This is a genomic window from Coprococcus aceti, from assembly GCF_025567285.1.
GTDB classification, from domain to species: Bacteria; Bacillota; Clostridia; order Lachnospirales; family Lachnospiraceae; genus Coprococcus; species Coprococcus aceti.
Genome location: NZ_JAOQJT010000004.1, coordinates 51813 through 74268 on the forward strand (window position 1 = coordinate 51813; position 22456 = coordinate 74268).

General features: G+C 45.5%; 19 protein-coding genes, 7 tRNA genes and 1 other RNA gene. 19 read left to right on the plus strand and 8 right to left on the minus strand.

The window, feature by feature from the left end:
• The 4 genes from OCV54_RS07130 to OCV54_RS07145 all read left to right on the plus strand — a co-directional run.
• Positions 1-1369 (plus strand): DNA primase (locus OCV54_RS07130; RefSeq protein WP_055223256.1); only part of this gene is annotated, 1369 nt, incomplete at its 5' end.
• 32 nt (positions 1370-1401) lie between these two features.
• A complete protein-coding gene (rpoD, locus tag OCV54_RS07135; protein ID WP_022216124.1) occupies positions 1402-2589 on the plus strand; it encodes an RNA polymerase sigma factor RpoD in 1188 nt (395 codons plus the stop codon).
• A gap of 47 nt (positions 2590-2636) precedes the next feature.
• Positions 2637-3362 (plus strand): tRNA (adenine(22)-N(1))-methyltransferase, encoded by a 726-nt coding sequence (locus tag OCV54_RS07140; RefSeq protein ID WP_015533962.1) that lies wholly within the window; start codon positions 2637-2639, stop codon positions 3360-3362.
• A gap of 8 nt (positions 3363-3370) precedes the next feature.
• Positions 3371-4378 (plus strand): uridine kinase family protein, encoded by a 1008-nt coding sequence (locus OCV54_RS07145; protein WP_015533961.1) that lies wholly within the window; start codon positions 3371-3373, stop codon positions 4376-4378.
• 116 nt (positions 4379-4494) lie between these two features.
• Here the strand turns inward: OCV54_RS07145 and rnpB are convergent.
• Positions 4495-4854, minus strand: an RNA gene (gene rnpB / locus OCV54_RS07150) — RNase P RNA component class A.
• 198 nt (positions 4855-5052) lie between these two features.
• Here rnpB and OCV54_RS07155 point away from each other — a divergent pair.
• The 9 genes from OCV54_RS07155 to OCV54_RS07195 all read left to right on the plus strand — a co-directional run bounded on the left by OCV54_RS07155 (position 5053) and on the right by OCV54_RS07195 (position 15400).
• On the plus strand, positions 5053-5766 hold the full coding sequence (locus OCV54_RS07155) for a hypothetical protein (RefSeq protein ID WP_055223258.1): 714 nt from the start codon (positions 5053-5055) through the stop codon (positions 5764-5766).
• 24 nt (positions 5767-5790) lie between these two features.
• Positions 5791-6333, plus strand: coding sequence for a nitroreductase family protein (locus tag OCV54_RS07160; RefSeq protein WP_055223260.1), 543 nt, complete (start codon positions 5791-5793; stop codon positions 6331-6333).
• 93 nt (positions 6334-6426) lie between these two features.
• Complete coding sequence (locus OCV54_RS07165; protein WP_055223262.1) at positions 6427-8817, plus strand: PEP-utilizing enzyme; 2391 nt, start codon at positions 6427-6429, stop codon at positions 8815-8817.
• 5 nt (positions 8818-8822) lie between these two features.
• Entirely contained in the window at positions 8823-9506 is a 684-nt protein-coding gene (locus OCV54_RS07170; protein WP_015533956.1) for a gamma-glutamyl-gamma-aminobutyrate hydrolase family protein, read from the plus strand.
• An 80-nt stretch (positions 9507-9586) separates the two neighbouring features.
• Positions 9587-10546: a hypothetical protein gene (locus tag OCV54_RS07175; protein WP_015533955.1), complete on the plus strand. Its 960-nt coding sequence runs from the start codon at positions 9587-9589 to the stop codon at positions 10544-10546.
• Between the two features lie 237 nt (positions 10547-10783).
• Complete coding sequence (locus OCV54_RS07180; RefSeq protein ID WP_015533954.1) at positions 10784-11461, plus strand: PspA/IM30 family protein; 678 nt, start codon at positions 10784-10786, stop codon at positions 11459-11461.
• 39 nt (positions 11462-11500) lie between these two features.
• On the plus strand, positions 11501-12481 hold the full coding sequence (locus tag OCV54_RS07185; RefSeq protein WP_055223264.1) for an SPFH domain-containing protein: 981 nt from the start codon (positions 11501-11503) through the stop codon (positions 12479-12481).
• A gap of 131 nt (positions 12482-12612) precedes the next feature.
• A complete protein-coding gene (pcrA, locus tag OCV54_RS07190; RefSeq protein WP_055223266.1) occupies positions 12613-14961 on the plus strand; it encodes a DNA helicase PcrA in 2349 nt (782 codons plus the stop codon).
• Between the two features lie 169 nt (positions 14962-15130).
• Positions 15131-15400, plus strand: a complete 270-nt coding sequence (locus OCV54_RS07195; RefSeq protein WP_015533951.1) for a hypothetical protein — start codon at positions 15131-15133, stop codon at positions 15398-15400.
• Between the two features lie 134 nt (positions 15401-15534).
• Here OCV54_RS07195 and OCV54_RS07200 read toward each other — a convergent pair.
• The 7 genes from OCV54_RS07200 to OCV54_RS07230 form a co-directional block, all read right to left on the minus strand.
• Positions 15535-15614: transfer RNA gene (locus OCV54_RS07200), tRNA-Leu, on the minus strand.
• A gap of 49 nt (positions 15615-15663) precedes the next feature.
• A tRNA-Lys gene (locus tag OCV54_RS07205) sits at positions 15664-15736 on the minus strand.
• A gap of 20 nt (positions 15737-15756) precedes the next feature.
• A tRNA-Gln gene (locus tag OCV54_RS07210) sits at positions 15757-15828 on the minus strand.
• Between the two features lie 33 nt (positions 15829-15861).
• Positions 15862-15935, minus strand: a tRNA-His gene (locus tag OCV54_RS07215).
• Between the two features lie 79 nt (positions 15936-16014).
• Positions 16015-16088 (minus strand) — tRNA-Arg (locus OCV54_RS07220).
• A gap of 41 nt (positions 16089-16129) precedes the next feature.
• Positions 16130-16200: transfer RNA gene (locus tag OCV54_RS07225), tRNA-Gly, on the minus strand.
• 30 nt (positions 16201-16230) lie between these two features.
• Positions 16231-16305: transfer RNA gene (locus OCV54_RS07230), tRNA-Pro, on the minus strand.
• Between the two features lie 217 nt (positions 16306-16522).
• Here OCV54_RS07230 and OCV54_RS07235 point away from each other — a divergent pair.
• From OCV54_RS07235 to OCV54_RS07260, 6 genes are all read left to right on the plus strand, one after another.
• Positions 16523-17467 (plus strand): AEC family transporter, encoded by a 945-nt coding sequence (locus tag OCV54_RS07235; RefSeq protein WP_022215932.1) that lies wholly within the window; start codon positions 16523-16525, stop codon positions 17465-17467.
• A gap of 24 nt (positions 17468-17491) precedes the next feature.
• A complete protein-coding gene (locus OCV54_RS07240; RefSeq protein ID WP_022215931.1) occupies positions 17492-17950 on the plus strand; it encodes an Lrp/AsnC family transcriptional regulator in 459 nt (152 codons plus the stop codon).
• Positions 17947-18456, plus strand: a complete 510-nt coding sequence (locus OCV54_RS07245; protein ID WP_055223268.1) for a shikimate kinase — start codon at positions 17947-17949, stop codon at positions 18454-18456. The genes OCV54_RS07240 and OCV54_RS07245 overlap by 4 nt, the downstream gene beginning before the upstream one ends.
• Before the next feature lie 85 nt (positions 18457-18541).
• Positions 18542-19504 (plus strand): calcium/sodium antiporter, encoded by a 963-nt coding sequence (locus OCV54_RS07250; RefSeq protein ID WP_015533950.1) that lies wholly within the window; start codon positions 18542-18544, stop codon positions 19502-19504.
• A gap of 316 nt (positions 19505-19820) precedes the next feature.
• Complete coding sequence (locus tag OCV54_RS07255; protein ID WP_055223271.1) at positions 19821-21362, plus strand: sodium:solute symporter family protein; 1542 nt, start codon at positions 19821-19823, stop codon at positions 21360-21362.
• A 123-nt stretch (positions 21363-21485) separates the two neighbouring features.
• Positions 21486-22433 carry a magnesium transporter CorA family protein gene (locus OCV54_RS07260; RefSeq protein WP_015533947.1) on the plus strand — a complete coding sequence of 316 codons (948 nt, stop codon included), beginning with the start codon at positions 21486-21488 and terminating at the stop codon, positions 22431-22433.
• The last annotated feature ends 23 nt before the right edge of the window (positions 22434-22456 follow it).

Consider the following 22456-nt stretch of genomic DNA (forward strand, 5'->3'; position numbering starts at 1 on the left):
TGATGAGACGATAAATAAATTTGCGCTTGGATATTCAGATATATACAGGGATGATCTGTACAGGTATCTGAAGAGCAAGGGATATACAGATGATCAGATGAAGGGCTCGGGACTTGTTGAGATCAGTGAGAAGGAAGGTGGTGTGGACAAGTTCTGGAACAGAGCCATGATCCCGATACTGGATATAAACGGCAAGGTCATCGCATTTGGCGGACGAGTCATGGGCGATGGAAAACCGAAATATATAAATACCAGTGATACTGCGGTGTTCGACAAGAGCCATACGCTGTTTGCCATGAACATAGCAAGGCGGAGCAGGAGAAAAGGATTTATATGCTGTGAGGGATATATGGATGTCATCTCCATGCATCAGGCAGGATTTGACAATGCCGTGGCATCCCTTGGAACGGCATTTACATTTGGACATGCTGGGATAATAAAGAGATATGCCGATGAGGTTTATCTGGCGTACGACAGTGACGGCGCAGGCGTGGAGGCGACGAAGAAGGTCATAGCAATTCTCCGGGAGGTCGGAGTCGGCGCAAGGGTCATCAATATGAGACCGTACAAGGATCCCGATGAGTTCATACAGAACCTTGGAAGCGAGGCATTTGAGGAGAGGATAAAGAAAGCTGAGAGCGGAATGATGTTCCTTGCAAGGATATATTCTGAGGAATATGACCAGAGCGATCCGGGTGAGCTGACCAAGTTCCAGAACCAGATAGCGAGGGAACTGGCATATATTGAGGACGACCTGGAGAGAAATAATTATGTCGATGCCATAGCGAGGAAATATGTGATCGACAAGGATGCCCTTGCCGCGAAGGTACATGCCTACGGTGTTGCGGGCACGGCAAAGCCGGAGATAGTGGAGCGGGAGACCCGCAGACTCCAGGAACAGCAGGGCTATGAAGAGTTCCCGGGAGACCAGAGCGCGGGAGCTCCGGGAAGACCTGAGACAAAGGATAATAAGACCGCCAAGCTGCTGCTCACATGGCTTGTGAACCGGCCGGAGCTGTTTGCCAGACTTGACGGCGTGGTGAGTGAGGCGGACTTTGAGCCGGGAATATACCGGACCGTAGCGGACAAGCTGTACTCACAGTACAGGGAGAAGCACAAGGTTGAGCCCGCTGTGGTGGTGAACACATTCCAGGATGTGGAGGAACAGAGACTGGTGGCAGGCATGCTCCAGACAGATCTGGCGATAGACATGACCGAGGAGGAGGTTGGCAATGCCATAACCGAGGTCGTGAAAAAGATAAAGCTTGCCAGCATAAAAAAACAGCTTGAGAGCGAGAATGACATGATGAAGGTTCAGCAGCTCATCAAGGACAGGAAAAAGATAGAAAAGTTTAAAGTTATTTTATAAGAAATAAACAATACATTATGTGGAGGAAAGATATGAGTACAATGGATGCGATCAATTCAAATGAAGACAAGTATATGATCAAGGTGAGTGAGGACGATGCGATCAACGCAAAGTTCAACACAAAGCTTCAGGAATTGCTTGACATAGCTCACAGCAAGAAGAACGTTATAGAGGACACAGAGCTCATCAAGCATTTTAACGATCTCAAGGAGGTTGCCCTTGATCTGGATACCATGCAGAAGATCTTCAATTTCCTTGAAAAGAACGGTGTGGACATACTTCAGATAACAGATGACGATGAGGAGGAGCCAACACTTGACGAGGACGTGATCGCTGAGGGCGAGGATGTTGAGAAGATAGATTTCACAGATACAGGTGATATATCAAGCACAACACAGGATCCTGTCAAGATGTACCTGAAGGATATAGGAAAGGTGCCTCTGCTCAGCGCGGAGGAGGAGATAGAGCTTGCCAAGAGAATGGAGGCAGGCGATGAGATGGCAAAGAAGAAGCTTGCTGAGTCCAACCTCAGACTTGTTGTAAGTATAGCCAAGAGATATGTTGGACGTGGAATGTTATTCCTCGATCTAATACAGGAGGGTAACCTCGGTCTGCTCAAGGCCGTGGAGAAGTTTGATTACAGAAAGGGTTACAAGTTCTCAACATATGCGACATGGTGGATCAGACAGGCCATCACAAGGGCCATCGCAGATCAGGCGAGAACCATAAGAATCCCGGTTCATATGGTTGAGACCATCAACAAGGTTACCAGAGTGAGCAGAGATCTGCTTCAGAAGCTCGGCAGAGAGCCGCTTCCAGAGGAAGTCGGAGAGGTTATGGGACTTCCAAAGGAGAGAGTTCAGGAGATCATGAAGATCGCACAGGAGCCTGTATCACTGGAGACTCCTATCGGTGAGGAGGAGGACAGCCATCTTGGAGATTTCATACAGGATGAGAGTATCCCTACACCTGTTGAGGCGACAAACCAGACACTGCTGCACGAGCAGCTCGACGAGGTAGTCAGCACACTTACAGAGAGAGAGCAGAGAGTTATAAAGCTCAGATTTGGATGGGATGACGGAAGACCAAGAACCCTTGAGGAAGTCGGCAAGGAGTTCAATGTCACAAGAGAGCGTATCAGACAGATCGAGGCAAAGGCGCTCAGAAAGCTGAGACATCCTAACAGAAGCAGAAAGCTCAAGGATTTCCTGTATAACTAGCAGAGAGGACCGCGCGATCTGGCATGGATGGTGCGAGGATAATAATTATGAAAGATATAGAATTGTCACTTCGTATGAAGACTGTTGCCGACATGGTAAAGCCCGGCGGCAGAGTGTGTGATATTGGATGCGACCATGCATTTGTGTCCATATACCTTGTGGCAAATGGCATATCGGACCGGGTCATAGCATCAGATGTTAGAACCGGTCCGTGTGCTATAGCCAGGGATAATATAGCCAGATGGAATATGACAGACCGTATTGATCTGAGACTCGGAAACGGACTTGCAACCATCTCTCCGGGTGAGGTGGATTCCATCATAATAGCCGGCATGGGAGGAATCCTCATAACGGATATACTTGAAGCCGGCATGGATGTGGTACAGTCAGCCGGTCAGCTCGTGTTGCAGCCCCAGTCGGAGACAGAGCATTTGAGAAGGTACATCGCAGAGAATGGCTGGAAGATCACAGAGGAAAAAATGCTGATAGATGCTGGCAAATACTACGTTGTACTGAACGTGGATGTGACAGCACAGGATTTTGGTAATAAGTCAGCCATGGATGAAGTATATTATAAATACGGATATTACCTCATACATAATCATGACAAGATCCTCGGAGAGTATCTGAGGGATAAGCTTGATTCGACCGGAAAAGTCCTTGATGGACTGAAGAAGGCGGATACGGTCAATGCCAGACGGCGTGCCGGTGAGCTCACACATGAAAAGGAATGCATGGAAGAGGCATTGAGACTTATATCGGATATGGAGTAGATATTTATATGGGTGATGAGCAGAGAAGTATAACATCATTAAAGACAACTGCAAAGGAGTGGGCGAGGAAAGTCGGTATCGATTCGATCGACAGGCTGAACGAGATGATCGATTCAGGAAAGGGACTGGAGCTCATACTGGTATGCGAGGCTATGCAGAGTAACTGCATGTATGAGATAGCCAGAAAAGTTTCCGAACAGAAGCGCAGGATAATACTGATATCCGGGCCGAGCTCGGCGGGCAAGACAACACTTTCCCACAGACTCAGTATCCAGCTTCGTGCCATGGGACTCAGACCACATGCGATAGCTGCGGATAACTATTTTGTGAACCGTGAAGACAATCCTAAGGATGAGAATGGCAACTATGATTTCGAGTGCCTGGAGGCCATGGATCTTGAAACACTTAATAGGGATATGACAAGGCTGTTGGACGGTGAAGAGATAGAGCTTCCGGTTTTCAACTTCAAGACCGGAGTGAGGGAATATCATGGGGACCTTCTCAAAATAGGTGAAAATGATGTTATCATTATGGAAGGAATCCATTCGCTTAACCCGAAGATGACATACGGACTGGCGGATGAAGACAAGTACAAGATATACATAAGTCCCCTTAATCAGTTGTACGTTGAAGGTGAGGACGGCGAGCCGGCAAAGGTTTCAACCATAGACAGCAGACTGCTCAGGAGAATAGTCAGAGACAGCAGGACCAGAGGGAACGATGTGGAGAAGACACTTTCCATGTGGAGCTCAGTCAGAAGGGGAGAGGAGAAATATATCTTCCCATATGAGAGCGAGGCTGATGAGATGTTTAACTCGGGACTGTTGTACGAATATACCGCCATACGGCGTGAGGCGAGACCATTGCTGCTCGGGGTAGATGAGACTTCAGAGCATTACCAGGATGCGGCGAGACTTCTGCGTCTGATAGATATGTTCCACGACATAGACACAGAATACATACCAGCAAATTCCATACTCAGAGAATTTATAGGTGGCGGATGCTTCAGGATATGATGAAGGTTCACACAAGGATAAAGAATAACCAACAATACAAAAATACGGCACAGAGGCAAAACAAATGTCTCCGTGCCGTATTTTTTGTTCAAAATATAAGAAAAATACTATGAAAGGGAATGAGTTGGACTGTAAGCCGGGTTATGTCGAGAGTGATCATCTATCTAGGATTTATGTTACCATAAAACTCAAGCAACCTACCTGGAATGCAGCGGGCAACTGTATCATTCCACAAGCTCCTTTGCAGAAGCTATATTTGGTCTTGCTTCGGATGGGGTTTACAGAGCCTGTCATGTTACCATGGCAGCGGTGAGCTCTTACCTCGCCTTTCCACCCTTACCATACGAATATGGCGGTATATTTCTGTTGCACTGGCCTGGGAGTCGCCTCCACCGGACGTTATCCGGCATCCTGCCCTGTGAAGCCCGGACTTTCCTCACCTGCAAAAATGCAGCCGCGATCACTTATCCAACTCATATAATCTTATAACAAATCACCGGCAAAAAGTAAAGTGAAAATAATCAAAAAACAACGAATGTAGTTTTTAAAACTATTTAACACAGTTAAGAATGCTTGATGTGGATTGCGATTCATGATATAATCTATAGCAAAGACGAGCAGACTAATATATGACTTCAGGCATATGGCGCACACAGCGCTGGAAAGGACTAACAATGGAAGATGTATATTTAACTAATAGAGATTATGTGAAGATAAAGAATCTGAATCTGGTGAGCTACGGCGGCAATCAGAACTGGTCAAAGTCAAAGAAGATGCAGAAGGTCGGATGTGGTGTTATAGCCATGGCAGACCTCACGATGTATCTTGCTGAGCAGAATCCGAATATGATGACCGATGCCATCCGAAAGATCAACAAGCCAAAAGGCTTATACAACAAGCATGACTATCTTGAGTATGTGAGATTTTTCTATGTGCACTACGTGATACTTCTCATGCACAAGGGTATGCTGGGAATAGCACTCAAGCATACGATGAACAGATATTTCATGCTGAACGACATAGGGCTCAAGGCAAAGTGGAAGATGATGCAGTCCGATGAATCGATGCTGAGAGATATAAGACATCTCATAAGAAAGAATAAGCCGGTCATACTGGCCATAGGACCTAACAGATACAATCCATTTGGCAAGAAGGGTATCAGCCTTTATGTGGACAAGGACGGTGAGCTGAAGAGCTCCATCAGGGAGAATGTCCACTCACATTATGTGACTGTTACAGGAGTGTGCACCATAAAAGGAAGAGAATATCTTGTTGTATCTTCATGGGGAAAGAAGTATTATATAGACTATAAGGAATACAGGAATTACGTGAATAACGTCGGTGACAAGTTCACGAGCGGGATATTATATATCCAGGGATTATTATAAGATTTTACACCAGGAGGACATTGTATGAACGCAGTAGAATGTATCAAGACCAGAAGAAGTGTGAGAAAGTTTACAGATGAGATGGTGAGTGTTGACACAGTCAGAGAGATTGTTGAGCTGGCGTCATATGCGCCATCATGGAAGAATACACAGGTTATCAGATATACACTTGTGGAGGATCCGGAGATCATCGCTAAGATAGCTGCAGAGGGCGTTATGAATTTCCCTCTCAACCAGAAGACAGTCAGCAGAGCGAAGCAGCTCATGATAGTCACCAAGAAGGACGGAATATGTGGCTATGAGAAGTCAGGAGAGTTCAGCACAAGCAAGGGCAGCGAGTGGGAGATGTTCGATGCCGGTATAGCAACCCAGACATTCTGTCTTGCCGCTCATGATAAGGGCGTTGGAACAGTCATACTCGGAATATTTGACGATGCAAAGGTAGGAGAGATAGTTGGTATTCCTGATGGACAGACCGTTGCCGCAGTTGTGGCTATGGGTTATCCTGCATTTGCACCGGAGATGCCACCTAGAAAGTCAGTGGACGACCTTCTCACAGTGAAGTAGATCACAGAACGGTACAATTACATATAAAAAGAAATTGATGTAAGCTGCACTTTAGTATACACTAAGTGCAGCTTTTTTTAATAAGGAGGCAACATGACAGACAGGATTTCTTCAAAGGCTGATGTTCTTAAGAGCCTGTATGGAAAATTGAAGTATTCGAGAGTGGAAAAGCTGAAGATAGTAACCGGAGCTGAGCTTGATGCCGATCCGTATGGACTTGCGGCGGAGATAGCAGAAGAATTTGCCGGAGGGTATATCGTGGTCAGAAGCTCGTCCTCAAATGAAGACGGACTCAACACTTCGAATGCCGGTCACTATGAGAGTATTCTGGGAGTGGACCCTTCAGACGGAGAAGCGGTAGTAAGGGCAGTCAGGGAAGTGCTGGATTCATATAAATGTGATCTGGACGATGTGTCCGGCGAACAGGTTCTCATACAGAGACAGATCACGAATATCAGCTACAGCGGCGTTATATTTTCAAGGGAGATCAAGAAGGACAGGCCATATTATACGATAACCTACGATGATTCATCCACAGACGCGGTTACAAGCGGAAGGGGAGGAAAGACGGTATACATAATCAGAAATGTGGACTGTGATGAGCTGCCGGCGAACTGGGCTGCGCTCATCAGATCCATGCGTGAGCTGGAGGAGATGCACCCTGAATATCCACTGGATGTGGAGTTCGCAATAGATGAGGACAATACAGTCACGATATTTCAGATGAGACCTCTTGCAGCCAGCATCAATGGTGTTCACTCCGATGTCGATGACGAAGAGGTGTTCAGGACTGTTTTGGAGGCTGAGGATACATACAGGGAGATCAGCAGCCTGGTTGGGGACAGGAACACCATATTGTCGGATATGGCATTCTGGAATCCTGCGGAGATCATAGGTGAAAATCCCCATCCGCTTGACTATTCCCTGTACAGGGAGATCATCACGTCTGCGGCATGGAATCAGGGACTCAGCTACATTGGTTACAGAGAGGTGGATGGAGACCTCATGTATAAGCTTGGCAACAAGCCGTACATATCTCTTAAGAAGTCGTTCCTGGGGCTGATGCCGGATGAACTGGATGACAGGCTGGAGGCGAAGCTTCTGAAGTATTACGATAAGAAGCTTATAGATGATCCGACCGCCCATGACAAGATAGAATTTGAGATAGCATTTTCCGAATATGACTTCTCAACGGAGGACAAGCTGGGGACACTGACGGAAGCCGGGTTCACCAGGGAGGAGATTGCGGACCTCTCGGATTCACTGTTCAATCTGACAAACAATGCGATATGCAATTTCAATAGAAACAGGATGAAGGATCTCAGGGCTCTTAACGGCCTTCGTGTCCACCGTGAGAATACGAGAAGCAACTGGCTTATGGCGCACAATGATGTGGTAACGCTGATACAGTATTTTGTACAGCTCATAGAGAGCATAAAGCATTACGGAACCCCGAAATTTGCGCGACAGGCGAGACTGGCATTCATATCGAAGGCGATTAGCAGATCCCTTGTGTACAGAGGATATTTTACGGACAAAGAGATAGACGATTTTATGATGTCGATATATACTGTTGCGTCGGAGTACGATTCTGACTTTCAGGATCTGGTGGACGGCAGGATAACAAGAGTTACATTTGATGAAAAATATGGACATCTGCGTTCGGGCACATACGACATAACCTGCGAGACATACGCCCAGCGCGAGTTCGACCTGTCCAAGGGAAGCGCTGCTGCGAGAAAGCAGAGGCAGACCATAGAGGAGCTTAAGCATAATCCTCTGGATTCGGTTAAGCTCATGGAGGCACTTGAGGATATAGGCTTTTATGTGGACCTCAGGGAATTCCTGGATTTCCTCAAGGATTCCATGGAGGAGAGGGAATTCTTCAAGTTCGAGTTCACCAAGACATTAAGCCTTGCCATAGACATACTTATAGATATAGGCGATAAACTTGGCATAAGCAAGGAAGACATGGCATATCTTGAGGTGCCGGATATTCAGCTTATGGTGAACAGACCTGCGGAATTCACAGGCGATATATGGAGAAAGATCATAGATCAGAACAAAAAGAAATTCCAGAGGGCGTCCATGCTTATACTGCCGGATGTCATATATGATCCGTTGCAGTTAAAATGCATAGAGATATGGGAGGCCAGACCTAACTTCATAACATCTGAATGCGTCACGGGTGACATTCTCCTGCTTGAAAATTATGAGAATGAGGATCACGAGGATGTGGCTGACGTTCAGGATAAGATAGTAGTTCTCCCGAAGGCGGATCCGGGATACGACTGGATATTTGCAAAGGGGATAAAAGGATTTATAACGAAATACGGCGGAGTTGCATCCCACATGGCGATAAGGTGTGCGGAGTTCAACATCCCGGCGGCAATAGGCTGCGGAGACTGCATATACAGTTTCGTGGAAAAACAGCAGACGGTGACGCTCGACTGTGCACACGGTAAGATAACAAAGGGGGTATAGGTTTTATGTTACATGCACTTATAACACAGCGGGAAGGACACAATATGTATGGAAAATATACGGACGTTCTCGAGGCTGCTTATGTGGAGTTCTATGAGAGCCTTGGAATAAGACTCAGACCGGTATCCAACTTTACAAAAAACTTTGATGAGATAGTGGATGAACAGTTTGATCTCCTGATAGTGACAGGGGGCGGAACGCTCCATCCGAGACATTATGTGGAGCCGCACAATGCAGAGCTGCAGCCGCACCGTGATGCGCTAGAGGAGCAGCTCATAATGTACTGCGTCCAGAATGAGATCCCAGTGATAGGCGTGTGCAGGGGAATGCAGCACATAAATGCGCTGTTTGGCGGTAAGATAAGTTATTCCGCGCGCTTTAAGGTGCCAAGACCCAGAGGCACAGACCACATGGCAAGGATAGTCAAGACGGACAGATATATCAAGGTAAACAACTTCCACAGCGACTGTGTCTATCTGGAAAATCTGTCGACGATGTTCTATCCGATAGTGGTCGATGAGGAGAATGAATCTGTCGAGGCATTTGTATCACCGACGATGAGCATACTTGCCTTCCAGTGGCATCCTGAGCGTATATTTGAGAGCGAGGAAGGACGGCTTTTTACAAGACATCTTATACAGGATTTCCTTGGGCTTCCGAGAGATGATGTGAAACCGGCGATAGATTAACGTTGAAATGCCATATGAAAGATGCTAAAATAAACTAGCGTATACTTATGAGATAGAAAAGTTGCGATGGAGGCACTATTATGGAGAACGGAAAAGCTAAACAGCTTTTAGATAGAATACAGGATATAGTTGGAGATGGACAGAACGTTCCATTTGCAGCAGGTAAGGTACTGGTCAACAAGGAAGAGGTTCTTGAGATCGTTGAGGAGCTCAAGACTACTATAGATCTGGAACTCAAGGCATATCATGAGATCACAGACAAGAGAAGCAAGATCATCAAGGAGGCAGAGCAGGAGGCCGATGAGATCATCGCAGAGGCCGAGGAGACCGCATCCAGGATCAGGCTTACAAAGCCAAGCCCGCTCTTTGTGGACCGCAATGTCAAGAGCCTTGGCAAGCAGGACAGGCAGGCGCTCAGAACGGCCAACGAGATATATGCGGCATCTATCATTTATACAAATGAGATGCTGATGGAGATCAACGAGACCGTGAACCAGGCATATAATATGATAAGCATGGAGAGCGACAGAGTCCTTGATTCTCTGAGAAAGAAATCTGAGATCATTGAGAACAACAAGAAGGAGCTCATGGAAGGTCTCATGGATATGAAGAAGCAGGAGCGCTATGCCGATATACTGGAGATCAGCCAGCTTCTGGCGAATGAGCTGTATTATGAGAAGAACAAAGCCAAGGATGAGGAGCACAAGGATAAGAACGGTGAGCCGGAGATGGTTCAGTGGGAGTTCGATTTTGAAGATAAGAAGGAGCCTGAACCAATCCGAGTGAAGGCATCCAGGGAACCGGTCAAGAGTGTCCAGAGGGAGACTGACGATGCGGATTCTTCGATACATGTCATAAAAGACAGTGATCATGACGATAAGATGAGACGCTTTGGAGACAGAACACCGGTGAGACTTGAGGAGTCGATAACGGATGCGAGTGCCAAGGGAAGCGACTCAGACAAGAACGGCAGACCTGATTTCAGAATAGGCGGACGTATATCCGATGCCTATGATGACGTGGATGACGGAGTCGTATAAAAGTTTCGTGCAACATGCAGGGGACGCGCTAGTTTTGAATATTAAAGCCTGATAAGTTGGCGGCTGATACTTTACAGGGGGTAACGTGTCGAATAGCACATTATATGATGCAGCAACACAGCATGCATGGTATTGCGCCGGAGCATGGGAGATCATATAATGGTGGTGTCGTCGACAGGAGGCAACATTTAATATTATATACAAATAAATCAACCTAAAACGCGGAGGTAAAAAGTTATGGGAATTTTAAAGAGATTTAAGGACATTATGTCATCAAACATCAATGCACTTCTTGACAAGGCAGAGGATCCTGAGAAGATGATAGATCAGTACCTCAGAGACCTTCAGGAGGATCTCAGAAAGGTTAAGTCAGAGACTGCAACTGTTATGGCAGAGGAGCAGAGATGCAAGAGACAGCTTGATGAGTGTGACGCAGAGATCGCAAAGATGCAGACATATGCAGAGAAGGCACTTGTAGCAGGTAACGAGGGCGATGCAATGAAGTTCCTCGAGAAGAAGAACCAGCTCACGCAGAAGCAGGTAGCTCTTCAGCAGGCATATGATGCAGCAGCAGCTAACGCAGCCAAGATGAGACAGATGCATGACAAGCTCACAAAGGATGTCAGCGATCTCAATGCAAGAAAAGAGACTATCAAGGCAAAGGTTCAGGTTGCTAAGACTCAGGAGCGTATGAACAAGATGATGAGCGGTATCGGCGATTCATCAGCTTCACTTGATGCATTTTCAAGAATGGAAGCAAAGGCAGACGCTATGCTTGACAAGGCAAATGCAATGAGCGAGCTCAATTCATCAAGCGCAGATTCAATAGATGATCTTGCAAGCAAGTATGATGCAGCTCCAAATGCAGACGTTCAGGATGAGCTTGCAGCACTTAAGGCAAAGATGGGATTATAATATTCCAAACATATTGCAGAACAGAGAGGAGTGCACTACATGGGTTTATTTTCAAATCAGTTTGCTAATGTTGTAGAATGGGAAGAGTACAGAGATGACGTCATCTTCTGGAAGTGGACAAATAGAGAGATCAAGAAGGATTCAAAGCTTATAATCAAACCGGGACAGGATGCTATATTCCTTTATAACGGAGCGGTTGAAGGTATATTTACCGAGTCTGGAAACTACACTATTGATTCACAGATCATACCATTCCTTTCAACATTGAAGGGATTTAAGTTCGGATTCAATTCAGGACTTCGCGCAGAGGTTCTGTTTGTGAATACAAAAGAGTTTACATGTAACTGGGGAACCAGTTCACCGATCAGACTTCAGGCACCGGGACTTCCGGGCGGACTTCCTGTGAGATCAAATGGTAAATTCTCATTCAAGATAGACGATTATAATGTTCTAATAGAGAAGGTTGCAGGTATAAAGCAGCAGTTCACAGTCGATGACATAAGAGACAGGATAAGGGGTATCCTGGACGGACTGCTGATGAAGTGGATCACAAAGGTTGGCGGAGACGTATTCAATCTTATGGCCAATTCCGTTGATATAGCTAAGGGTATCAAGGAAGATCTGGACATGGAACTTCTGGGAATCGGACTTACGATAACTGATTTCAGAATAAGCGAGTTTACATATCCTGAGAATATACAGAAGCGTGCTGATCAGGCTGCTGAGTATTCTATGATAGGGGATATGAACAGATTCCAGCAGGTGAATATGGTTGATTCCATGGCAAGGGGTGGCCGTACAGGAACAGCCGGAAGCAATGCAACGGATATGGCAAATGCCATGGTAGGAATGCAGATGGGAATGGCTATGGCAGGTCAGATGGCCGGAGCTATGAACCAGATGAACAATGCAGCAACACAGACAGCAGGAACCGGAACAGCTCCAAAGTTCTGTCCTAACTGTGGACAGCCAACTAACGGTGCGAAGTTCTGTGGCAACTGTGGAACGAAGCTGATCTAAAGACAAATACATTATAATTGAATAATGATATTTTCAAATAAACGCTGTTATGATATACTAGGCAGATGGAATAAAACATATGTTTGGTATATATAACGGCGTTTTTTACGTCACAGGATACAGGAGGAATTATGGCAGGACTTAACGATATGCAGGAACAGGCCTGTGAGCATGTGGATGGGCCACTGCTCATACTTGCGGGAGCAGGAAGCGGAAAGACCAGGGTTATCACACACAGGGTAGCCTATCTCATGGAGCACGAAGGAGTTAATCCTCTGAACATACTGGCGATCACATTCACCAACAAGGCGGCCCGTGAGATGCGGGAGAGAGTTGATCTGATAGTTGGGGACGGAGCTGACAGGGTATGGGTCAGCACATTTCATTCGCTGTGTGTAAGGATACTCAGAAGATATGCTGATAAGATCGGCTATGGCAAGAACTTTGATATATATGATTCGGATGACCAGAAGAGTACGGTGAAGAGTATACTCAAGGATTTTCAGATAGACCCGAAGAGGTATCCCGAGAAGATGTTCATGGCGGAGATATCCAAGGCCAAGGAGAAGTATCTGTCACCTGATGAATTCGCAAAAAAGAATGCTGCAGACTATGCAGGAACAAAGGCTGCAGAGGTGTACACTGAGTATCAGAGTCGTCTTAAGAAGAACAATGCGATGGACTTTGACGATCTTATTTACAAGACGGTGGAGCTGTTCGAGCACAATCCTGATGTCCTTGATACATATCAGAATAGATTCAGATATATCATGGTTGACGAGTATCAGGATACTAATCACATACAGTTTCTGCTGGTCAAGATGCTTGCGAGAAAATACAGGAACCTGTGTGTGGTGGGAGACGATGATCAGTCCATATACAAGTTCAGAGGAGCGAATATAACCAATATCCTGAACTTTGAGAAGGAATATGAGGATGCGAAGGTTATCAAGCTGGAACAGAACTATAGATCCTGTGGCAATATACTTGCCGCAGCGAATGCAGTCATACAGCACAATGCAGGCCGTAAGGATAAGGCTCTGTGGACGGATAAGGATGCCGGTGAGAAGATCTCGTTTGAGCAGTGCGATTCGGAATATGCAGAGGGAGATATGGTGGCGAGCCGTATCAAGACTCTTGTCAGACAGGGAGTGGACTACAGGGATATAGCTATCCTCTACAGGACGAATGCACAGTCCCGTGTGCTCGGAGAGAAGATGGTGTATGCGAACATACCATACAGAGTATATGGCGGCACAAACTTCTATGCCCGAAAGGAGATCAAGGATGTTCTGGCATATCTCAAGGTCATCAACAATTCCACTGACAACCTGTACTTCAGGAGAGTGGTAAATGTTCCGAAGAGAGGTATAGGCGAGGCGAGTCTCAGCAAGGTTGAGTCATTTGCGGATGCGTATGGATTGTCGATGATGGATGCTGCGGCGAGAGCTGACGAGATACCGGGAATGGCTGCCAAGACCTCGGCCAAGATCAGGCAGTTTGCGGAGCTTATCACATCATTCAGGGATATGCTGGCGGATGGTGAGAGCCTTGACTCGGTGTACGACAGGATCCTTGAGGATACGGGTTATGAGTCAGAGCTCATAGCAGAGCACACAGAGGAGGCCATGACTAGACTTGAGAATATCGATGAACTCCGCAACAAGGTGGTGGAATTCACAGAGGATAATGAGGAGGCAGGGCTCAGCGAGTTCCTGGAGGAGATAGCGCTTGTGTCTGACCTCGATGCCATGTCGGAGGATGACAATCAGGTCAAGCTGATGACTCTCCACAGTGCCAAGGGTCTGGAGTTCCCATACGTATTTATATGCGGAATGGAGGACAGAGTATTTCCTAGTGGAATTGCACTCAACTCAGATGATCCCGATGCTCTTGAGGAGGAGAGACGTCTGTGTTACGTGGGTATAACCAGAGCCATGAAAAAGCTGTACCTGAGTGCGGCGAAGGAACGAATGATGCATGGTAATAGGGTGTACAGCGATGTGTCCAGATTCATAAGAGAGATCCCGCCTATGCTGTTTGAGCATGAAGCTGATATGAAGAATATGGCAAAGCGAAGAGAGTCGGAGTCTGTCGACAGATATAACAGAGGTGAAGGACGCAGAGATGCGTATGGAAGTTCATATGGTGATACATATGCCGGCTATAGCGGTGGAAGAACCGCTGGAGCAGCCTCAGGCAGAAGCTATGGACAGAAGAATCCATACAGCAGCTATGCAAAACAGCAGTCATACGGGCAGCCGTCTTCCCAGCCTTCGTTCGGCAAAGCCTTTGTGGTAAACAGTGTTGGCAAGCCGGATTATGCTGTTGGAGACAGAGTCAGACATATTAAGTTTGGTCCGGGTACTGTGGAGGCTTTGGAGAAGGGCGATAAGGATTACGAGGTTACAGTGAATTTCGACAGATGCGGTGTCAGGAAGATGTTTGCTTCGTTTGCAAAGCTCAAAAAATGCGAGTAGTCAATTAAACCGCATGTTAGATTTATTTATAAAATACATATAGAAATAATCAAAACCGTATGCTATAATTTTGGTATGTGTTGGGAGATAATAACTGTATGTTTCTTCTCTCAAATCAATATAATATAATGAAACCCGTTACAGGGTTAAGAAAGGGTGGAATGTAACGATGAAGAGTAGTGACGTAATCTTAGTTAAAGGCGATGCAACAGAAGAGAAGGCAAAGAGCACATTATTTGTGATCTTGGTTATCATTGGTGCCGTTGCTGCTATTGCAGGTATTGCATATGCAGTATATTCATATCTTACACCAGACTTCCTTGATGATTTTGATGATGACTTCGACGATGATTTCGACGATGACTTCTTCGATGATGAGGAAGATACAGATGAGGCAGAGCCAGCAGCAGAAGCAGCCGAGGCGGCAGACGCTGAGTAATTCGTACTGTATTATATAGAAGAATATGGTAGTATAAAGATACGCTCTATCCATTGAGGATAGAGCGTATTTTTTTGTCATCTACTAAAAAAATGGAAGATAGGACGAAACGTCATGATAAAAGGTATAAAAAATGCGGATAACAGGAATCGAACCTGCACCCCGAAGGACTAGATCCTAAGTCTAGCGCGTCTGCCAGTTCCGCCATATCCGCTTAATTCTTCATAAAATAAAAATAGCCCCTCATATCAGAAGGGAAATAGTGAGCCATCGGGGACTCGAACCCCGGACAACTTGATTAAAAGTCAAGTGCTCTACCGCCTGAGCTAATGGCCCATAAGTCTGGACTTTAATAACTGGGCTAGCTGGATTCGAACCAGCGAATGCAGGAGTCAAAGTCCTGTGCCTTACCGCTTGGCGATAACCCAATAGCATCGCTAATATGTGCGATAAAGAAAAAGGGTGGATAGAGGGACTCGAACCCTCGGCCTCCAGAGCCACAATCTGGCGCGCTAGCCAACTGCGCCATACCCACCATAGGCTTATAAAATAATTGCTATTTTATAAAAATATATCTTAGCCTGCTAACAGTAGTAGTAGCTAAGATACAAAAATGTGCCCGAAGGGATTCGAACCCCCGACCCACGGCTTAGAAGGCCGTTGCTCTATCCAGCTGAGCTACGGACACGTACCAATTCCCGCTATATGTATATGTTAGCGAAAATAAAGAGCGGGTGATGGGAATCGAACCCACGTATCTAGCTTGGAAGGCTAGTGTTCTACCATTGAACTACACCCGCATAATGCTTAACAGTGTTTTGGATTATAAGTCGGGGTGACAGGATTCGAACCTGCGACCTCTTGATCCCAAATCAAGCGCTCTAGCCAAGCTGAGCCACACCCCGTTAGTCCTTTGCGACCAACGCAAAACCTATTATACACAAGTCGGTGATGCTTGTCAACAACTTTTTTAATTTTTTTTTGAAAATCAGTTGCTGATGTGTTATATTGAATCAGACGTTATCGCCTATTCATCAAACCGACTTTTGCATTATATGCATTATAGGAGCGAAAGTCAATAGGTATTTTGAAAAAAATTGAAAATTGTGAGGATGTGTAGTAATGGATAATTTTATATTCAGCATAAATGCAACGATACCGATATTTCTGGTGATACTTCTGGGATGGTTTCTGATGAAGATACATATTATAACAGAAGAGTTCGCCAACGTGGCGAATAAATATGTGTTCAAGGTAGCCCTTCCGGTTCTGCTGTTCAGGGATATTGCGACGACCTCCATATTGGACGACCTCAATGTAAAGTTTGTTCTGTTCTGCTTCTTTGGAACGATCATAATGTTTGGGCTGGTATGGGTGTTTGCACTGATATACTGTAAGGACAGAACCATGATCGGTGCATTTGTGCAGGGTGGAGCAAGAGGAAGTGCTGCGGTTCTCGGCGTTGCATTTGTGGAGAATATCTGTGGCAACTCGGGCATGGCGCCTCTCATGATAGTGTCAGCGGTGCCGATGTACAATATTATATCTGTAATAGCTCTGACATTTGGCGGGAACGACAGACAGAGAGGAACAGCTGGTATCAAGAAAGCGTTCGTCAATATATTGAAGAATCCGATCATCATAGGAATATTGCTTGGAGTCCCGTTCTCTGTATTTGACATACCGATACCAGCCATACCGACAAGAACTATCAGTTATATAGCACAGACGGCGACTCCTATAGCGCTCATAGCCATAGGTGCTGGATTTGACTCACAGCAGGCATTGACCAGGCTCAAGCCGTCACTTGTGGCAACGGTCATAAAGCTTGTGATTCTTCCTGTCATATTCCTTCCGGTTGCCATTGGTATGGGCTTTGGGCCGAGTGAGATAGTTGCTATACTTATAATGGTTGGAGCACCGGCTACGGTGTCGGGATACATCATGGCGAAGAATATGGACAATGATTATGTGCTGTCATCGAATATTATCGTTTTATCCACATTATTATCGTCAGTGACGTTGACTCTGTGGGTGTTTGTGTTAAAATGTTTGGGAGTAATCTAATTTTATTATACAGAGGTTTAATTAATGGATAACATTGACTACAAGATACTGAGATGCCTGAAGGACAATGCGAGACTTACAGCATCGGCCATCAGTGAAGAGATCAATCTCTCTGTCTCGGCCGTGATAGAGAGAATAAGGAAGATGGAGAGCAGCGGGGTAATAAAGGGATATACCATTGAGGTTGACCAGAAAAAGCTGGGCAATGAGATGGTAGCCATCATGGAAGTGAGACTGAAGCATCCGAAATATTATGATGAATTTGCACAGCTTATACAGACAAATGACAGCATAGTCGCATGCTTCTATATGACAGGAGATTTTGACTTTATATTGAAGATAGTGACTGATTCCGCTGCAGGTCTGGACGAGGTGTATAGATTTGTGAAGGGATATGAGGGTGTGTCAGCAACTGAAACGCACTTTGTTCTCAAGACGCTCAAGGACGAAGTATCAGTTATACCGGAGGTAAAAGAGAAATGAACAACATAGTACTTACAGGCATGCCGGGAGCGGGCAAGAGCACTATAGGGGTTCTTCTGGCAAAGGTTCTCGGTTATAAGTTCATCGATGCAGATATTCTCATACAGAACAGTCAGGGAATGCTGCTCAGGGAGATCATAGCAAAGTATGGCGATGATGGGTTTTTAAAGATAGAGAATGATGTGAACAAGGGTATCACAGACCAACATGCAGTCATAGCCACAGGTGGAAGCGCTGTGTACTGTACTGATGCCATGGAGAAATACATGGCGGAGGATACAGTTATATATATCAATCTTCCATATGAGGAGATAGCGAACAGACTTGGCAATATCAAGAGAAGAGGCGTGGTGCTGAAGGATGGACAGACTCTGAAAGATTTGTATAATGAGAGGACAAAGCTTTATGAGAAGTACTGCCATATCAATATCAAAGCGGAAGGTCTTGGAATTGAGGAATTGCTGGACAGCGTTGCGGGCATGATAATTGTCAGAAGAGATCTGTAATACGTCATATGCCACATGATAGGGATAGAAAAGCTGCTTATATAGCTGAGGTAAAAATGTAGCATATATACAATGGAGGGAATGTATGGAGATATTAAAAATGTTAGGTCAGATACTGCTTCTTGTGCTTGGATTTGTGTTTATGATAAAGGGAGCGGATGTATTTGTAGATGGTGCGTCTAAAATAGCTGTCAAATGCAACATACCAGAGATGGTAGTTGGCTTAACAATAGTTGCCATGGGAACTAGTGCTCCAGAAGCAGCTGTCAGCATAAAGGCGGCACTTTCGCCTGCGGGAGCCGGGATCACTGTTGGAAATGTGCTTGGAAGCAACATTATTAACATACTTGTCATCCTTGGAGTGACAGCACTCATAGCAGCACTTCCTATAAAGAAAAATACACTTAGGATAGATATACCATTTGTTATCGTGGCATCGATCATGATACTCTGCATGGGATATTTTGATGGTGTGCTCAGCAGACTTGAGGGTGTGATATTCTATGTAGTGTTTATTGGATTTTTGGTATATCTGATCATCAGCGCGAAGAATGGCAACAGCGAGAGTGATTCTATAGAACTCACGGAGAAGGATAAGACTCCGAGACTTATACTGTTTATAATCATAGGATTAGCGCTGGTCGTGGTCGGAAGTAATTTCACTGTAAATGCGGCATCATATATAGCTGGAAAGCTCGGTATGACAGAGAGACTCATAGGTCTTACAATAGTGGCATTTGGCACATCTCTTCCTGAGCTTGTGACATCATGCACAGCGGCAAAAAAGGGGCAGACAGATATTGCCATAGGCAACATAGTTGGAAGCAATATATTCAATATACTTTTCGTTGCCGGAACTACAATGCTCATAACCCCAGTGCAGTTTGAGCAGAACTTCCTGTTGGATGGCATCATGGCAATAGTGGCTGCTGTTCTCCTCTGGGTGTGCAGCGTCAGAAAGAAGAAGCTCACCAGGCCGGGCGGAATAGTGATGCTGGCTGTGTATGCGGTATATTTTGCTTATATTATGTACAAGAATTATATGTAGCAGATATCAAATGAATGGGGTATAGTCATTTATGTGATGATTATGAACCGGAAGAGTTGGTGTGTATAACAAGTCACGATGACAAGGATTATTACAGTATGGATGATTTTTATGATTTAGATGAACTTGATTAGATCTCAATAAAAAATACAGCGTGTAGCGATTGCCGCACGCTGTATTTTTTGTGGATATTTCTTGACTATGGTATGGGTATAACTTATAATCAGACATAGCAATTTAAACCGCAAAACTTTAAAGTTGACACGCTTTGATGTGATAAAGCAAACCGCGGATAAAAATGTATTGGGAGGATACTATGGTACTCAAAGTTATTATGCTTGTTGTTTTCTTTGCAATCATGCTTGGAGTTGGATTTTACTCGAGAAAACACACAAAGGATGTGAATGGATTTGTTCTTGGGGGCAGAAGCGTTGGCCCGTGGCTCACAGCATTTGCCTATGGAACATCTTACTTCTCAGCGGTTATATTCATTGGATATGCCGGACAGTTTGGATGGAAGTACGGAATTGCTTCCACATGGATAGGAATTGGAAATGCGCTGCTTGGCTCACTGGTGGCATGGGTAGTTCTCGGAAGAAGAACAAGACTGCTCACACAGGAGCTTGACACGAGAACTATGCCGGAGTTCTTCGAGAAGAGATACTCCAGCAAGTCATTGAAGCTTTTCTCGTCGATCATCATCTTCATCTTCCTCATTCCATATACAGCGTCACTGTACAACGGACTTTCAAGACTGTTCGGAATGGCGTTCAATGTTGACTATAAGATATGCGTAATCGTCATGGCTGCCCTTACAGGTATATATGTAATCGTTGGTGGATACATGGCGACTGCTATCAACGATTTCATCCAGGGACTCATCATGCTGGTGGGAATCGTGGCAGTCATATATGCGGTACTCAACAACTACGGCGGACTCACAGGAGCACTTGACAGCCTGGCAAGGATAAATGATCCTGCAGTGTCAGATACACCGGGTGTATTTGCATCATTCCTGGGACCTGACGTATTCAATCTGTTCTGTGTTGTCGTGCTGACATCCCTTGGAACATGGGGACTTCCACAGATGGTACAGAAGTTCTATGCCATCAAGGATGAGAGATCCATCAAGACAGGTACAGTTGTGTCGACACTTTTTGCTACGATAGTTGCCGGAGGATGTTATTTCCTCGGCGGATTTGGAAGACTCACAGGTACAGATGTTGCGACAGAGGGATTTGATGCTATCATTCCACATCTGCTTGAGAAGCTTCCTGCAGCCCTTATGGGCCTTGTGGTCATACTTGTGCTCTCAGCATCTATGTCCACACTTTCATCTCTGGTTCTTACATCAAGCTCAACGCTTACAATAGACTTTATAAAGCCAGTCATTGCGCCTAAGATGGATGAGAAGAAGCAGATACTTATCATGAGGATCATGCTTGTCATGTTCGTTGCCGTATCGGCTGTCATAGCCATCGTGCAGTACTCAAGCCGTATCACATTCATAGCACAGCTCATGGGCGTTTCATGGGGCGCTATAGCAGGTGCGTTCCTCGCTCCGTTCCTGTATGGCTTATACTGGAAGAAGACAACTGTTGCAGCTTGCTGGACATGTTTTGTATGGGGAACAGGAATCATGACACTGAACTTCATAAGCAACACATGGGGATTGTTTAAGTTCCCTGCAATGATGCAGTCACCTATCAACTGCGGTGCGGTTGCCATGGTTGGAGGACTTATCATCGTTCCTATTGTGAGTCTGTTCACAAAGAAGCCTGACCAGAAGAAGGTTGAGGAAGCATTCTCATGCTATGAGGAGACAGTTACTGTAGCTCACAGGAAGGCACTTGACTAACATAGATATTACACGGTCTTTACACAAAACTTTGTTGAAAGGCCGTGTTTTTTATGTTAATATTATCAGGCGGTAATGTGCATTTGAGGCATGCTGTAATCTATGTGGCAGGAGGCGCAGGGAATGATCACACTGTACAGAACGGATGACAGAATTTTGAGTGAAATACAGGAATATGGTCCTGGTGCCTGGATAGTCATGACTAAGCCAACAATAGATGAGAGTAAGAGCATAGCCGAGAGGTTTGAGATAGATCTGGCGGATGTCAGAGCCGCACTGGATGACGAGGAGAGCTCACGTGTTCAGGTGGAGGACAACTACACACTGATAATCGTGGATATTCCTTCTATAGAGATAAGAAATGAACGAGAGGCATATACAACAATCCCTCTTGGTATCATACTGGTTGCAGACTGCATCATCACCATATGCGCCGAGGAGACTCCTGTGCTTGAGGCCTTTATGGAGGGCAAGGTGAGAGAGTTCAGCACCAAGAAGAGGATGAGGTTCATGTACCAGATACTTTACAGGAACTGTACCACATACCAGTATTATCTGAGAGTCATGGACAGAAGAAGAACCCTTATTGAGCAGCGTATCCAGGAGGAGACCGAGGATGCGGATCTCATAGATCTTCACGAGCTGGAGTCCAACCTCGTATACTTCGCCACATCACTGAGAGCGAATGGAGTAGTTCTTGACAAGCTGACAAGATACGGCAGGATCAAGCAGTACCCGGAGGATAAGGAACTGCTGGACGATGTTCTGGTGGAGAACAAGCAGGCCATCGAGATGACACAGATATACAGGGATATCATAAGTGGTACGAGAGAGCTCATGACGACCATCATCAACAACAGACTGAACAACGCCATGAAGTTTCTGGCGGCCATAACCATCGTCATGGCTGTGCCTACAGTTATATCCGGTGTGTATGGAATGAATGTGGGCACGAAGTGGATGCCATTTGCGAATGTACCATATGGATTTGAGATAGTGTGCGGTATCATACTTGTGATAAGCATAGTTATCGCTATTATATTGAAGAAAAAGAAGATGCTCAAACAGTAGGGCAGATAGAAAAAAGGATCACC

What these genes read in the sequence shown, in the direction of transcription:
- rpoD (WP_022216124.1), top strand. Translation starts at nt 1,402, where the DNA reads ATGAGTACAATGGATGCGATCAATTCAAATGAAGACAAGTATATGATC.
- OCV54_RS07140 (WP_015533962.1), top strand. Translation starts at nt 2,637, where the DNA reads ATGAAAGATATAGAATTGTCACTTCGTATGAAGACTGTTGCCGACATG.
- OCV54_RS07145 (WP_015533961.1), top strand. Translation starts at nt 3,371, where the DNA reads ATGGGTGATGAGCAGAGAAGTATAACATCATTAAAGACAACTGCAAAG.
- OCV54_RS07155 (WP_055223258.1), top strand. Translation starts at nt 5,053, where the DNA reads ATGGAAGATGTATATTTAACTAATAGAGATTATGTGAAGATAAAGAAT.
- OCV54_RS07160 (WP_055223260.1), top strand. Translation starts at nt 5,791, where the DNA reads ATGAACGCAGTAGAATGTATCAAGACCAGAAGAAGTGTGAGAAAGTTT.
- OCV54_RS07165 (WP_055223262.1), top strand. Translation starts at nt 6,427, where the DNA reads ATGACAGACAGGATTTCTTCAAAGGCTGATGTTCTTAAGAGCCTGTAT.
- OCV54_RS07170 (WP_015533956.1), top strand. Translation starts at nt 8,823, where the DNA reads ATGTTACATGCACTTATAACACAGCGGGAAGGACACAATATGTATGGA.
- OCV54_RS07175 (WP_015533955.1), top strand. Translation starts at nt 9,587, where the DNA reads ATGGAGAACGGAAAAGCTAAACAGCTTTTAGATAGAATACAGGATATA.
- OCV54_RS07180 (WP_015533954.1), top strand. Translation starts at nt 10,784, where the DNA reads ATGGGAATTTTAAAGAGATTTAAGGACATTATGTCATCAAACATCAAT.
- OCV54_RS07185 (WP_055223264.1), top strand. Translation starts at nt 11,501, where the DNA reads ATGGGTTTATTTTCAAATCAGTTTGCTAATGTTGTAGAATGGGAAGAG.
- pcrA (WP_055223266.1), top strand. Translation starts at nt 12,613, where the DNA reads ATGGCAGGACTTAACGATATGCAGGAACAGGCCTGTGAGCATGTGGAT.
- OCV54_RS07195 (WP_015533951.1), top strand. Translation starts at nt 15,131, where the DNA reads ATGAAGAGTAGTGACGTAATCTTAGTTAAAGGCGATGCAACAGAAGAG.
- OCV54_RS07235 (WP_022215932.1), top strand. Translation starts at nt 16,523, where the DNA reads ATGGATAATTTTATATTCAGCATAAATGCAACGATACCGATATTTCTG.
- OCV54_RS07240 (WP_022215931.1), top strand. Translation starts at nt 17,492, where the DNA reads ATGGATAACATTGACTACAAGATACTGAGATGCCTGAAGGACAATGCG.
- OCV54_RS07245 (WP_055223268.1), top strand. Translation starts at nt 17,947, where the DNA reads ATGAACAACATAGTACTTACAGGCATGCCGGGAGCGGGCAAGAGCACT.
- OCV54_RS07250 (WP_015533950.1), top strand. Translation starts at nt 18,542, where the DNA reads ATGGAGATATTAAAAATGTTAGGTCAGATACTGCTTCTTGTGCTTGGA.
- OCV54_RS07255 (WP_055223271.1), top strand. Translation starts at nt 19,821, where the DNA reads ATGGTACTCAAAGTTATTATGCTTGTTGTTTTCTTTGCAATCATGCTT.
- OCV54_RS07260 (WP_015533947.1), top strand. Translation starts at nt 21,486, where the DNA reads ATGATCACACTGTACAGAACGGATGACAGAATTTTGAGTGAAATACAG.